Here is a 13909-nt window from a genome sequence, read left to right on the forward strand (position 1 = left end):
TTCTTGCGGTAGTTAGCGGATGCGTATACGCATCGCGACACCCTACCGCCATGGGACCCCCGCTCCGCCAGTAGGATCCCTCCCGCGGATGGAGCCCGTCGCCACGGGGGCGCCGATAGGAACACTTCCGTCCGGCAAGGGAATTGGTGAGCTGTGAGCCAGGTCGTCGTCAAGCGCCCACCGCGGGCCCTGCCCTCCGAAGTGCCGGTCGAGCAGGTGCAGTTGCAACCTCCGCCGGAGCTCCCCCGGGGCCAGCAGGAGGGCATGCTCATGCAGCTCCTGCCGATGCTGGGCATGGGTGGTTCGGTCGTCTTCTTCTTCATGACGCCGAACCCGATCATGCGGATCATGGGCGTGATCATGATCGCCTCCACGGTGGCGATGGCGATCGCGATGATGGTGCGTTTCCGGCGGGGCACGCAGGGTCAGCTGGCGGACATGCGGCGGGACTATCTGAAGTACCTGACGCAGACCCGGCGCACGGTGGTGAAGACCGCGCGCAAGCAGCGTGACGCGCAGTTCTATCTGCACCCCTCGCCCGAGCAGCTCTGGGCGCTGGTCGCCGAGGGCAGCCGGGTGTGGGAGCGGCGGGTCGGTGACCCGGACTTCGCGCAGGTACGGATCGGGCTCGGCAGCCAGGAGCTGGCCACGCCGCTCATCGCGCCCGAGACGGCGCCGGTGGAGGAGCTGGAGCCGCTGACGGCCGGCGCGATGCAGCAGTTCCTGACGACGCACTCCACGCTGGACGGCCTGCCGATGGCGGTGTCGCTGCGGGCCTTCTACCACCTGACGGTCAGCGGCCACGCGGAGTCCGCGCGCTCCTCGGCGCGGGCGATGGTCGGCGCTCTGGCCTCGCTGCACTCGCCCGAGGACCTGGTGATCGGGATCGCGGCGGGCGCCGAGGCGGCCCCGCGGTGGGAGTGGGCGAAGTGGCTCCCCCACGTACAGGACAGGAGCACGACCGACGGGGCCGGCAGCCGGCGTCTGATCACCGGCAGTGTGCTGGAGCTGGAGCAGCAGCTCGCGGCCCGGCTCGACGGCCGGCCGCGTTTCCAGCCCGGCGGCCAGCCGCTTCTGGAGCAGCCGCACGTCGTCATCGTCCTGGACGGCGATTCGGTGCCGCCGATGTCGGTGCTCGCCTCGGCCGAAGGGCTGCAGGGCGTGACCGTCATCGAGGTGGTGCCGGGCGAGGTGACCGGGGCGCGCGGCGGGCTCTCGGTCGTGGTGCAGCCGCAGTCGCTGCAACTGGAGTCGGGACAGGGCCTCGTCTACGAAGGGGTGCCGGACCTGCTGAGTTACGAGGCGGCGGAGGCGCTCGCCCGTCAGCTGGCGCCGCTGCACATGGCGACGGGCGGGGACGACGACGAACCGCTGCTGGCCAACCTGGAGTTCACCGATCTGCTGAACCTGGGGGACGCGGCCTCCATCGAGGTGAGCCGGACCTGGCGGCCGCGCGCGCAGGCCGAGCGGCTGCGGGTACCGATCGGTGTCGGTGAGGGCGGCGCGCCGGTGATGCTGGACCTCAAGGAGGCGGCGCAGGAGGGCATGGGCCCGCACGGGCTCTGCGTGGGAGCGACGGGTTCCGGAAAGTCGGAGCTGCTGCGCACGCTGGTGCTGGGCCTCGCCGTCACACACACCTCGGAGACCCTCAACTTCGTCCTCGCGGACTTCAAGGGCGGTGCGACCTTCGCCGGTATGGCGCAGATGCCGCACGTGGCCGCGGTGATCACCAACCTGGCGGACGACCTGACGCTGGTGGACCGCATGGGCGACTCCATCAGCGGTGAGCTCAACCGCCGCCAGGAGATGCTGCGCGACGCGGGCAACTACGCCAACATCCACGACTACGAGAAGGCGCGCGCGGCGGGTGCGCCGCTGCAGCCGATCCCGTCACTGGTCCTGGTGATCGACGAGTTCAGCGAGCTGCTGACGGCGAAGCCGGACTTCATCGACATGTTCGTGCAGATCGGGCGCATCGGCCGGTCGCTGGGCGTGCATCTGCTGCTGGCGTCGCAGCGCCTGGAGGAGGGGCGGCTGCGGGGCCTGGAGACGTACCTCTCGTACCGCATCGGCCTGCGGACCTTCTCGGCGGGCGAGTCGCGGGCGGCGATCGGGGTGCCGGACGCGTACCACCTGCCGAACGTGCCGGGTTCCGGGCTGCTCAAGTTCGGTACGGAGGAGATGGTGCGGTTCAAGGCCGCGTACGTCTCCGGGGTGTACCGGGCGGAAGGCCGGCAGGCGGCCGTGTCCGGGGGGCCGCTGCCGGTGGACCGGAGGCCGGTCGCTTTCACCGCGGCGCCGGTGCCGGTGCGGTACGTGCAGCCGAGCCCGGAAGCCACGGCCGGGGTGCCGGAGCAGCGGGCCGGGGACGACGACGCGCTGGCGGACACGGTGCTGGACGTGATCGTGCGGCGGCTGGAGGGGCGCGGCGCCTCGGCCCACCAGGTGTGGCTGCCGCCGCTGGACAACCCGCCGTCGCTGGACGAGATTCTGCCGGGGCTCTCGGCGGTGCCGGGACGCGGGCTGACCCAGCCCGGGTTCGAGGGTGCGGGACGCCTCGTCGTACCGCTGGGTGTGATCGACAAGCCGTTCGAGCAGCGGCGCGACACGTTGTACCGGGACTTCTCCGGCGCGGCCGGCCACATGCAGATCACCGGTGGCCCGCAGTCCGGCAAGTCGACGCTGCTCCGTACGCTCATCGCGGGCTTCGCGCTCACGCACACCCCGCAGGAAGTCCAGTTCTACGGGCTGGACTTCGGCGGCGGCTCCATGTCGTCCATCGCGGGTCTGCCGCACGTCGGCGGGGTCGCCTCGCGCCTGGACCCGGAGCGGGTGCGGCGTACGGTCGCCGAGGTGTACGGCATCCTGTCGCGGCGCGAGGAGTACTTCCGCAGCGCGGGCATCGACTCGATCGCCACCTTCCGCCGGATGCGGGCGCGCGGCGAGATCTCGGTGACGGACCAGCCGTGGGGTGACGTCTTCCTGATCATCGACGGCTGGGGCAACTTCCGTACGGATTACGACGCCTTGGAGAACGCCGTCGTGGACATCGCGGCGCGGGGCCTCGGTTACGGCATCCACCTGGTCGTCACCGCGTCCCGTTCCATGGAGGTCAGGGCCAGCCTGAAGGACCACCTGATGAACCGCCTGGAGCTGCGGCTCGGCGACGTCATGGACTCCGAGCTGGACCGCAAGATCGCGGTCAACGTGCCGGCGGGCGTGCCAGGGCGCGGGCTGACGCCGGAGAAGCTGCACTTCATGGCGGCGGTGCCGCGCATCGACGGCATCAACTCCGACAGCGACCTGTCCGAGGCGACGGCCGCGATGAACGCCGAGGTCTCCCGGCACTGGACGGCTCCGCCCGCGCCGCAGGTACGGCTGCTGCCGCGCTCCCTTCCGGCGGCCGAACTCCCGCCGGGCCACGCCGTTCCGGAGCGCGGGATCGCCATCGGTATCGACGAGAACAACCTGGCGCCGGTCTTCGTCGACTTCGACCACGACCCGTTCTTCCTGATCTTCGGCGAGAGCGAGTCCGGCAAGTCGAACCTGCTGCGGCTGGTCATCGAGCAGCTCACCGAGCGGTACGACGGCGACACCTGCAAGCTCTTCGTCATCGACAACCGGCGCTCGCTGCTGGATGTGACTCCTGCGTCGCACCTGGCGGAGTACATCCCCATGTCCAACAACATGGACCACCACATGGTCGCGCTCCACGACCTGATGAAGCGCCGCACGCCGTCGGCCGACGTCACGGCCCAGGAACTGCGGGACCGCAGCTGGTGGCGCGGCCCGACGGTCTACGTGGTCATCGACGACTTCGACCTGGTCGCCACGTCGAGCGGCAACCCGCTGTCATCCTTGACGGAGTTGCTGCCGTTCGCCCGTGACGTGGGCGTCCGCTTCATCATCGCCCGCAACACGGCGGGCGCGAGCCGGGCGCTGTACGACCCGTTCCTCCAGCGCATGACGGAGCTGGGCGCGCAGGGCGTGCTGCTGTCGGGCGACCCGATGGAGGGCGATGTCCTCGGTGGCGTACGGCCGCGGCCGATGCCGGCGGGGCGGGGCGTCTTCGTCACGCGGCGGCGGGGGAACCCGCTGGTGCAGACGGGGTTGGTGGACGGGGGGCGGTAGGGGCTGCGGGTGGAAGTGGGGGCGCCGGGTGTTCGGCGCCCCCCTTTGTACTTCCGCTTGTGCGTCTGCATGTGCGTCCGCGTGGACGTCTGCTTGTACGTCCGCTTTGCCTGCGCTGACGTACAGCGGGCATGCATCAGGGTGGACACCTCCCGCGCGTGTCCACCCTGATGGTGTGTGCTGCTGCCTTGCAGGCTGCTTCTTCCGGTCCGGAACTGCTACTGGCTACCCGGCTACCCGGCTACCTGACTACTGGAAGTTGGCCGCCGCGCGCTTGTCACCGCTGCGGTAGGCCGTCTCCGCGTCACGCACGGCGCGGGAGATCTGGGCCAGGTTCTCCTTGATGCCCGTCGCCTGCAGGTCCCACCGGTCCTGCGCGGCGCGGTAGGCCGTCTTGGCTTCGCCCTCCCACAGCTCCGAGACCGAGGCGATCATGCTCTTGATCGCCCGGAGGTCCTGGTCGAGCTGCTTGGCCTGACGATCGATCGACGCGGCCGCGAGGTCGAGGCTGGCATAAGTGACGACCGTCGTACCGTCGTTGGTGGCCATGTGGTCCTCCTTCAGTCGAGTTACGGAATACCGGTCAGAAGTTGTTCAGGTTCGAGGTACGGGCCGTGGCCGCGGCGTCGCCCGAGTAGCCGTCGACGACGTCGACGCCCATGAGAGCCGCCTTGATCTGGTCCTCGTTGTCGCCGGAGATGGTACGAGCGGCCTTGATGGCCTCCTGGAAGCGCAGCAGCTCGTTGCCGATGCCGACCATGCTCTTGTTGATCTCGGACTGCTTCTGGTTGAAGTGACCGGCCCCGATGCCCTTCCAGGCGCCTTCCAGGCTGTCGATGGTCGCTTGCAACTGCTTGAGCTGGCCCTTTACCGAGTCGAACCGCTCGGAGAGCTGGCCTTCGAGCCGGAGTAGGGCTTCAGCTGAGACCTTCTGGTCTGCCGACATGGCTTTCCTTTCGTTCCGGTGGATCCTGCAAGCCGGCATGGATCGCCGGCCGGTACATGTGAGGAATCTGAGGTCAGGCCGCGCCGCGTCTGCGGACGACGGCGAAGACCACCCCGCCGAGGACGGCGACGCCTGCGATGCCACCGAGGATCAGGCTCAGCGGGACGCCGCCGTCGGACCCCGCCGCGCTGTCGCCCGCTGCGACGGTCTCGTCGACCTTGTCGGCGCCCTCGTTCTGGGCGGGCTGTTCGCCGGCGGGGGCGGAGGAGGAGGGCGCGGCGGAGGCGGCGGGCGAGGCCGGGGAGCCGCCGGTCCGCTCCTCGGTGAGGGGGCTGATGTCGGGGTCTCCGGGGTCGCCCTTGCCCTTGAGGATGTTCATGGCGGGGCGGATGAGGCCGTGGCCGAGGTACTTGCTGAGAGTGCCCTTCTCCCAGTCCCTTCCGGCCGTGTCGAAGAGGACGTTGAGGACCTGGTTGGCGGTCCAGTCGGGGTTGGCGGACCAGACTAGGGCGGCGGAGGCGGAGGCGATGGCGGTGGCGGAGCTGGTTCCGCCGTCTCCGTCGCAGTAGCTCTGGAAGGAATTGTCACACCACCGCGGAAGCGTCTTTCCGGGAGCAGCGATGTCCACTGTATTCCCGTTCTGTGAAGATTCCGCGACTTTCCCCCGCTCATCCGCTGCAGCGATACCTACTACCTGGCGGTATGCCGCCGGATACGCGTCTCTGTTGCGCCCTTGGCCGTCATTCCCGACCGCAGCGAAAAACAGCTTTCCTTTGCTCTCGACGTACTTGGCCGCTTCGCGCTCTTGTTCCGTGGAGTACGGGCTGCTGAACGACATACTGATGATCTTTGCGTCGCTGTCGGCAGCGGCGCGAATGGCATCCGCCCAGTCGTGCACGTTGGAGGAGTGCTTTTTCTGAAAGTCGCTGTCTCCGATACGCATCGGGATGATCTTCGCGCCGGGGGCGAGGCCTTTGATTCCGCCACCCTTCCCCGTTCCGGCAATCAATTCGGCCATCGTCGTGCCATGGCCGCTGTAGTCGTCGTTCTCATCCCCCTCGGCACCTGTGGCATCGAAGCCCTTGAGCGTCTGCCCTTGCAGGGATGGAGTGGACGCATTGACACCCGTGTCGATGACAGCAAGTTTGATGCCTTCGCCGGTCGTGACTTTCCACATTTCCTCAGCCTGCATGGCCTTCAGGTACCACTGCTTGGACTGCACGTCCGCTGCTGCGGCTGACTGTGCCACGCCAACAAAAACCAAGCTCCACGAAGCTGTCACAGCCAGTGCACCGAGTACACGCTTGTGTGGCCGACTCATTCCCGCTGTCATCCTGACGTCAGAACCTTCCCTGGGACTACTGCTCGACCACCGGCGGCACGGCTCCGCGCCGTCGGGCCGCCCATGTTTCTTCGTCTTCCGTCAGGTAGTCCGGACGGGTCGATCCGGTGTTCTCCTCGTCCTTCCGGTCTTCATTCCGCCGACCGGAAAATCCACGGACTAGGCCTGCGCCACCGGCAGTGAAGCCCTTGGACGCAGAGCTCAACGTGCCTCGGGGGGCGCCGACCACTCCGTTGGCACCCGGGACAGGCGCGCCTCGCTGGCCGGAGCGCGGGGCACTGCCACTCCCGCCGGGTCCGCCGATCACCGTTCCTCGCGGGACTGCACGAGCCCCGCCGGTCCCGGCCGCACCAGAGGTGGCGCGCTGCGGAGTTCCGCCCACGATGCCGTTGCCCTGTCCCGTACGAGCGCCAGTAGGTGCGGCGGTGCCGCCGTGTGCGGGCATGGGGCGGCCGCCCATCACGCCGGACTGACCGGCCGTCGGCAGCTGTGTGCCTCCGACGGAACGCCCCGTGGCTGACGGTCCACCTGTCATCGGGCTTGGCCGGCCGACGGGCGTACCGGTGGCACCTCTGGCTGTCGCACTCGCGCCCGTGGAGGCTGCCTTGCCCAGACCTGCTCCGGTCTGGGTGGCTGACCGGGGCGCAGCCGGTGAACCCGTGGCACGCGAGGAACCCGCCGACCCCCGGGTGCCGAAACTGGGCGCCATCGGCGGGGCCGGTGTGTTGACCGGTACCGAGCCGCCGGTGGCCGACGGGGTGGGAGCGGTGCCCGTGGTCACCGTCGGGGCGGACGGAGTCGCAACACTGTTGATCTCTGTGGATGTGCTCTTGTCCAGGACGGGCGTCGATCCGAGGTTTTCTCCCGGCGTACGGTCGCTGGCAGGGCCCACTGCGCCGGATTCTCCGAGTACTGCGCGCACCGGAGCGATCGGTGCCGCGCTGCTACCCGAAAGATCATTACCACGTGGTGATGAAGGGCTTTCGGGCCGATATTCCGATTGCCCATCCGGCTTGGGCACATCGACCCCGAGCCGACTGTCGAACCGCGGCGGTTCCTGCCCCGCCAGCACCTCCTCCGACACCGCGTAGTACGACGCCAGCCGGTTGATCTGGTTGATGGCCTCCTGGCGGTTCTTCTCCACCGTGAGGGCCGCCGCGTACTGCGGGTTGGTCTCGGTCCGGGCCGGGAACAGGATCTCGTCCACGTCCGTCTGGATCATCCGGCGGTCGCGCGGCGGCATGGAGTTGCGTACCGATGCCAGGCCGGTGCCGGCCACCGTGATCTGGGTGCCCGCCGCGTCCGCGAAGTCGCCGAGCTTCTCGGCGTGGGTGGCCAGGCCCAGGCCCCACTTGCGGAACGCCTCACCGGACTCGCCCTGCCAGTCGACCCCCTTGATGTAGTCGCTCAGCTCCTTTGACGCACGCTGGATCGCGTCCCTGGCCTCCCAGAGCGCCTTGCCCGCGTTTTCCATGTCCGCCGGGTTGGCGTTCTCCACCAGGTCGATGATGGCGTTGAGGTCGTGTCCCTCGAACGAGGTACGGCCTGCTCTGCTGCCGCCGCCTCCGAAAGGAAAGAGGCTCAGGACCTCCCGGCCCAGCTCGGTCATATCGGTGACGACCAACTGGCTATTGACGCGGCCCTCGTCCTGCTTCTGCTGTTCGGCAGGGGTCAGTTCCGGCTGCTTATCGTCGCTCACTTCGCTCCCCACCCGGAATCGAACCCGTCGTCGTCACTGCGCTTCTTCTGCTGGGCGGCTTCGTCCCGCTCCCGATCCATCCGCGTCTGGATCTCGTGGAAGCGCCGCCGCGTCTCGTCGTCGACGTTGTCGAAGCCGACCGCCGCCGCGTGCACGCCCAGGCTCAGGTACTCGATCTGGTCGCCCAGCGACCGGGAGAGCGAGACCAAGGACTCGTGTACGCGGTTGTACTGGGTGTAGAGGCCGTCCGCCTCCGCGAAGCGGGCGTTCGGGCCGCTCAAGGAGGCGCGCGACACCGTCTGGGCCGCCACCTTCGACTTGCCGGCCGCCGAGCCTTCCAGGTCCGCGAGCAGGGCGTCCACCCGCTTCTTGAACGTCTCCAGCGCGCCTACACCACGCCTGAGGTCACCTGGACCGGTCCCCATGCCGTCCTCCCCGTTATGCATCCCCGTTTGCTCGGATCGTTCCGCGTTGCTATCGCATCGGTGCGATCCGAGCCCATCTCAGCCGGTAACTCTAGTCACTGCGTGGCGCCGGGCCAATTGGGTTGGTGGCCACGTGACTTGTCTCATGCGTCAAGTCGTAGCTCTCCAGCGCCAGGCCTGCGTCAGGCCGACGCTCCCCTCCCGTCAGCCGCCGCCCGCCGCCCGCCTCGTGCGGCGTCGTGTGTCCCGTACGGCCACTGCAGTGCCGGCGATCGCGGCCACCAGGACACCGCCGCCCACGACGACATACGTCGCCAGGCGGGCGTTGCGTTCGTCGGCCGTTTCGCCGAGCTGGAACTGGGCCGTGGCCGGGGCTTCGCCTTTGCTCATGCCTTCGCTCGCGACCGGGCGTTCGATCGGCTCGTCGTCCTCGGTCAGCGCGCGTACCGGGTCGACGACGCCCCAGCCCACGTGGCGGTCGTGGCCCGCCACCGAGCGTTCCGCCGTCTGCTGGAGCTGGGCCACGATCTGCCGCTGCGTCCAGCCGGGGTGCTTCGCCTTGATCAGCGCGGCGACCCCGGCGACGTACGGGGCGGAGAAGCTGGTGCCGTTGTCGGCGCAGTGGCCGCCGCCGGGCACGGTGGAGATCATGTCGACGCCGGGGGCGGCGATGCCGACGAACGGGCCGCCCTGGGAGAAGTACGCGCGTTCGTTGTTCCGGTCCGATGAGGCTACGGCGAGGACGCCTTCGTAGGAGGCGGGGTAGGTCAGCTTCGCTTTGCCGTCCACCCCGTCGTTGCCCGCCGAGGCGATGACCACGATCTCCTTGCCGAGGGCGTGGTCCACCGCCTCCTTGAGGCGTGGTGCCGGCTCGACGGCGTCGGCGGTGTCCTGGGAGATGTTGATGATGTCGGCCTTCGCCGTGTCGACGGCGTAGCGGATCGCGTCGGCCAGGGTCCGTGCCGTTCCGTTGCCGTCGGCGTCGTTCTGCTGGATCGGGATGATCGTCGCGTCGGGGGCGAGGCCGGTGAAGCCCGTGCCGTTCGCCTCGCGCGCGGCGATGATGCCGGCGACCTTGGTGCCGTGGCCCACGGTGTCCGTGGTCCCGTTCTCCTTGCCGCGTTCGATCTCCCGGCCGTCCTCGGTCTTGAGCTTCTTCGGCAGGAAGTTCTTGCCCGCCTTGACGTCCACGGCACGGGTCAGCTGAGGGTTCTTCACGTCGACGCCGGTGTCGATGACCGCGACCCGGACCCCCTTGCCGGTGGACTGCTTCCACAGCTCGTCCATGAGGACCCGCTGCAACGACCAGGGGCGGCCGGGGTACATCTTTCCGCCGAAGGTGCACTGGGTCGTGCCGTCCGCGGCGGCCGTGGGGGCCGGGAGGGCGACCAGGAGGAATCCGGTGGCCGCCGTCGCGGTCAGCAGGCGCCTGGCCGGAGCAGGCGGCGTGGGGCGCGTCATCTGCGTACCGCTCCTCACGAACCCTGCGGCTGGCTCGCCGCGCCCGTCGAGAGCCGGGGGCCCGTCGGCAGGAACGTGGACCAGGCGGCCGGGACCGGCGTGGGGTCGACGTCCTTGTAACCGAGCAGGTTCTGCGCCTGCTGGGCCTCCTGGCGGCGCTGCTGCCGCTCCTCCTCCGAGCCGGACTCGCCGATGCCGGATCCGTCCTGTCCGCTGTCGCTGTTGGACTGCATCGCGTACCGCAGTCCGGTGTCGGTGACCAGGAAGAGGAAGCCGACGTCGGTCTTCGAGCCCTGGAACTGGCGGAAGAACTCGCCGGATCCGGGCGTGACGTACGCGCTGGAGGAGCCGGTGGGGAGCGTCGCCGGGAAGTTCGCACCCACCCAGGTGGAGAGGGTGGTGGCGCCGTTGTCGGCGTCGACGTCGCGCAGGACGTTGCACACGGTGTTCCGGCTTCCCTTCGTGGCGTCCGGGGAGTTGACGGGCTTCGGCTCGTGGACGGGCCAGTCCCGCTCCGCGCCGAAGGCCGGGCCCGGTGAGAACGCCGAGGCGCCCACCGGCTTCTCCTGGCCCGCCTGGTCGAGCTTGTCCAGGTCGCGGCTGCTGAGCAGGAGCTTGGCGATGAAGTCCGAGACCGGGGCGACCCGGCCGGGGAGGACGACGTACTGCTGGGTCCTGGTTCCGGCGGTGGCGGCCAGGACCATGCCGACCCGGTTCGCGTCGCTGTCCAGGGTGCCCGGGACGCCGGCGGGCTGCCCCGGGTCGCCGTCCAGGGGCGGGAAGGTGATCCGGTCGCCGCGGTGCAGCGTCGCCAGCCACTGGGCCGAGACCCGCTGGGGCTTGGTGTTCTGGTCGACCAGGGTGCGCAGCAGCAGCTCGTCGTCGGTGAGCGGGTACGCCTTGCCTTCGGCGTCCACCAGGTAGCGGGTGCGGTCGGGCCCCTCGACGTACATCGTCTCGCCGCCGCGCAGCTTCGATGTGCCCTCGGTCTTGTTCTCCTCGCGCTCGGCGAAGACGAACGCGGCCTTCTGGATGGCCCGGCCGCCCTCACCGGGCTGCTCGCAGACCGCCCAACGCTTGGCGGATCCGGCGTCCTTGGGGTCGGGCAGCCGGTCGGGGGCGTACGGGATGCCGAGGGTCGCGCCGTGCGGGATCGTGCCGTTGTCGAGGACGGATTCGTCGACGTTGACGACCTTGCCCTGGTCCTGGGCGAGCAGCAGCTTGGCCGAGGACATGTTCAGGACCGGGTGGAGCTGCTTCTTGCCGTCGGTCGTCAACACCACATAACGGGTGGTGGACTTGCTGGCGATGATGACGTTCTCGTTGGGGTTGTCCCAGTCCTTGGGGGCCACCGGCTTGAACATGCCCCAGGCGCCGAAGACGGCGAGGACGACGACGCCGATGATCGCTCCCGGCACGACCGCGCGCAGCGGGCGAGGTGCGCCTTCCTCGGAGCCGGTCGGATGGGGCTGCAGGAACTGTGCGATCAACCTCCGCTTCGCAAAGGTGTAGGCGTTGAGCTCATCCCGCCGTGATGCCATGTTCCGCTGCCCCTTCTCCCCGATGGTCGACCAGGGTGCCACACGCCTCGTCGGCCCCTGGTGTCGCACCGGGCCCCTACTATGCCCCCAGGGGCCTGGCCCCCACTGCTCAGGTAGGGTGACCAACCGGTCAACACCCGTACGGAAAACGGCGAATACGGGACACGAGGGGGCAACGCGGCAATGGGTGCAGCTACGCGCGAGCGTACCGGGCGGTCCGACCGCCGGGCCTCCGGTCCTTCCCGTCGGCAACGCAGCAACGAGCCGGCCGCCCCGACCTCCGCCACCGCGTCGGACGCTCCCGCCGCCACCACCCTGCGCGCCACCGCGCGGACCGGCCGGGTGCGGCCGCTGCGGCGGCAGCTGGTGACCATCGAGGCGGCCCTCGCGGTGGCCGTCGTGGGTGCGGCGCTCGGCGGTGCGTGGCTGGTGCCCGCCGGCGTGCTCGTCGTGCTGTTGGTGCTGCTCGCGGTGGTACGCCGCCGGGGCCGCGCGCTCCAGGAGTGGCTGGCCGGCGCCCTGGCCTTGAGGGCGCGGCGGCGGACGGCCTCGGCGGCGGGCGCCGACTCCGAACCGATGCTCGCCCCGGTCGCGGAGAACGTCCCCGGCTTCGGCCCGCACATCCACGTCGACCGGAACCACCGCACGGTCGGCATGCTCGGCGACGGCACCTTCCTCACCGCCGCGGTACGGGTCGAGGCGAGCGGTGAGGCGCTGCGGCCCGCGTTCGGCGCCCGTTCGCTCCCGCTGTCGCTGCTCGGCGACGCCCTGCGGGTCGACGACATCGTGCTGGAGTCGGCGCAGTTGGTGCAGCAGGTACGGGCCGCTCCGGCGCCGCATCTGCCGCAGCAGTCGGTGGCCCGTCTGTCGTACGGGCCGCTCCAGGACAAGACCGGGGCGCCCGCGCTGCGGATGACCTGGGTGGCGGTGAAGCTGGACCCGGAGCTGTGCCGGGAGGCCATCGAGGCGCGCGGCGGCGGTATGGAAGGGGCGCAGCGCGCTCTGGTGCGGGTCGCGGACCATGTGGCGAGCCGGATCACCGGGGCCGGGTTCCGGGCGGTGGTGCTGGACCAGGACGAGCTGAACTCGGCCGTCGCCACCTCCGCCTGCGCCAACCCGCTGCTCTCGGGCCGCACCGGGCGCCCGGACGCCGCACCGCAGCGGCGCACGATGGAGACCTCGCGGGTCTGGCGGTGCGACGACCGGTGGCACACGACGTACGCCGTGGACCGCTGGCCCGAGCTGGGCCGGGGCGCGACGCCGCTCCCGCAGCTGGTCGCGCTGCTGACCTCGGTGCCCGCGTACGCCACGACCTTCAGCCTGACCGTGCGGCGCGGGGAGCGGCAGGGCGAGACGAGCGTCAGCGGCCATGTCCGGGTGACCGGCGGGTCGGACACCGAACTGGTCGGCGTACGAAGGACGTTGGAGCAGGCCGCCCGGCACGCGAAGGTGGGCCTGGCGCGGCTGGACCGCGAACAGCTGCCCGGTGTGCTCGCGACGCTTCCGCTGGGAGGAGCCCGGTGAGGAACGGACCGGGGAACGGGTCGGGGAACGGACCGGGGAACGGGTCGGGGAACGGGTCGAGGAGCGGATCGATGAGAGGCGGAGCAGCCTTGGCGCGCGGAGCGACGGAGCGGACCGGAGTCAGGCGTGGACTGCTCGGCCCCCGCCACGCGGGCCACACCGTGACCACCGACCACCTCGGCGCGCTGTCGCTGCCGGTCGGCGACGACGGCGTGATCATCGGCGAGGACGCGGAGGGCCGCCCGCAGCTGATCGGGTTCCACCGGCCTGTTCCGTACGACGTGACGCTGATCGGCGGCCTGTGGACGGCACAGGTGCTGGCGCTGCGCGCCGCCGGAACTGGCGCCCGGGTGGCGGTCGAGACCGGCCGGGTCCAGGCCTGGACCACGCTGGCGCAGGCGGCGGGCGCCGGCCTTGAGTGCGTCTCGCTGTACGACGTGGGACGGGTCCCGCCGACGGGTGCCACCGTCGGCAGCCCCGTGGTGGTCGTCCGCGACTGCGGGATGCGGCCGCCGCGCGGCCGGGTGGTCTCCTCCCCCTGGCAGTCGGTGCTGACGCTGCTCCCCTATCTCAGCCCCGTTGCACCCCGGTTGATGCGCTCCTCCGCGCTCGTCGGCATCCAGCGGGTCTCGCCCGACGAGGCGCGGCAGATCGGCCGGATCCTGGGTCTGGCGCCGGCCGAGAGCGAGGCGCTGCCGACGCTGGCGGACGGAGTGACGCTCTGGGTGGCGGGCCGGGAGCACCACTGGGTGATGACGAGCGCGACGGACGCGGAGACCGGTCTGCTGGGCACAGCTCGCCGGATGGACTGATTCCTCTCCCGTTCGCTCCCATGCGCCG

At 70.2% G+C, this 13909-nt stretch carries 10 protein-coding genes; 3 read left to right on the forward strand and 7 right to left on the reverse strand.

All coding sequences use genetic code 11. The features are described from left to right. The first annotated feature begins 153 nt into the window (after nt 1–153). Nucleotides 154–4131, forward strand: a complete 3978-nt coding sequence (gene eccCa / locus ACIRR8_RS04220) for a type VII secretion protein EccCa (protein ID WP_404058756.1) — start codon at nt 154–156, stop codon at nt 4129–4131. A gap of 249 nt (nt 4132–4380) precedes the next feature. Here eccCa and ACIRR8_RS04225 read toward each other — a convergent pair whose 3' ends face one another. The 7 genes from ACIRR8_RS04225 to eccB form a co-directional block, all read right to left on the reverse strand. Next, nucleotides 4381–4680: a WXG100 family type VII secretion target gene (locus ACIRR8_RS04225; RefSeq protein ID WP_404058759.1), complete on the reverse strand. Its 300-nt coding sequence runs from the start codon at nt 4678–4680 to the stop codon at nt 4381–4383. 34 nt (nt 4681–4714) lie between these two features. Beyond that, on the reverse strand, nt 4715–5077 hold the full coding sequence (locus tag ACIRR8_RS04230; RefSeq protein WP_404058761.1) for a WXG100 family type VII secretion target: 363 nt from the start codon (nt 5075–5077) through the stop codon (nt 4715–4717). A 73-nt stretch (nt 5078–5150) separates the two neighbouring features. Beyond that, the gene (locus ACIRR8_RS04235; protein WP_404058764.1) at nt 5151–6410 is read right to left on the reverse strand and encodes a S8 family serine peptidase; all 1260 of its coding nucleotides are present in this window, start codon (nt 6408–6410) and stop codon (nt 5151–5153) included. 25 nt (nt 6411–6435) lie between these two features. Beyond that, entirely contained in the window at nt 6436–8118 is a 1683-nt protein-coding gene (locus ACIRR8_RS04240; RefSeq protein ID WP_404058767.1) for a hypothetical protein, read from the reverse strand. After that, nucleotides 8115–8564, reverse strand: coding sequence for a hypothetical protein (locus ACIRR8_RS04245; protein WP_356752859.1), 450 nt, complete (start codon nt 8562–8564; stop codon nt 8115–8117). Before ACIRR8_RS04245 ends, ACIRR8_RS04240 begins: the two co-directional genes overlap by 4 nt. Nucleotides 8565–8747: 183 nt before the next feature. Continuing rightward, a complete protein-coding gene (gene mycP / locus ACIRR8_RS04250) occupies nt 8748–10004 on the reverse strand; it encodes a type VII secretion-associated serine protease mycosin (protein WP_404058769.1) in 1257 nt (418 codons plus the stop codon). A 14-nt stretch (nt 10005–10018) separates the two neighbouring features. Beyond that, complete coding sequence (gene eccB / locus ACIRR8_RS04255; protein WP_404058772.1) at nt 10019–11545, reverse strand: type VII secretion protein EccB; 1527 nt, start codon at nt 11543–11545, stop codon at nt 10019–10021. Nucleotides 11546–11728: 183 nt separating this feature from the next. Here eccB and eccE point away from each other — a divergent pair, with 183 nt between their 5' ends. Together eccE and ACIRR8_RS04265 are read left to right on the forward strand one after the other, a co-directional pair. After that, complete coding sequence (eccE, locus tag ACIRR8_RS04260; RefSeq protein ID WP_404058774.1) at nt 11729–13069, forward strand: type VII secretion protein EccE; 1341 nt, start codon at nt 11729–11731, stop codon at nt 13067–13069. Nucleotides 13070–13140: 71 nt separating this feature from the next. Next, nucleotides 13141–13881, forward strand: coding sequence for a hypothetical protein (locus ACIRR8_RS04265; protein WP_404058777.1), 741 nt, complete (start codon nt 13141–13143; stop codon nt 13879–13881). Nucleotides 13882–13909 lie beyond the last annotated feature (28 nt).

This window comes from Streptomyces sp. NPDC101178 (assembly GCF_044767965.1).
Lineage (GTDB): Bacteria > Actinomycetota > Actinomycetes > Streptomycetales > Streptomycetaceae > Streptomyces.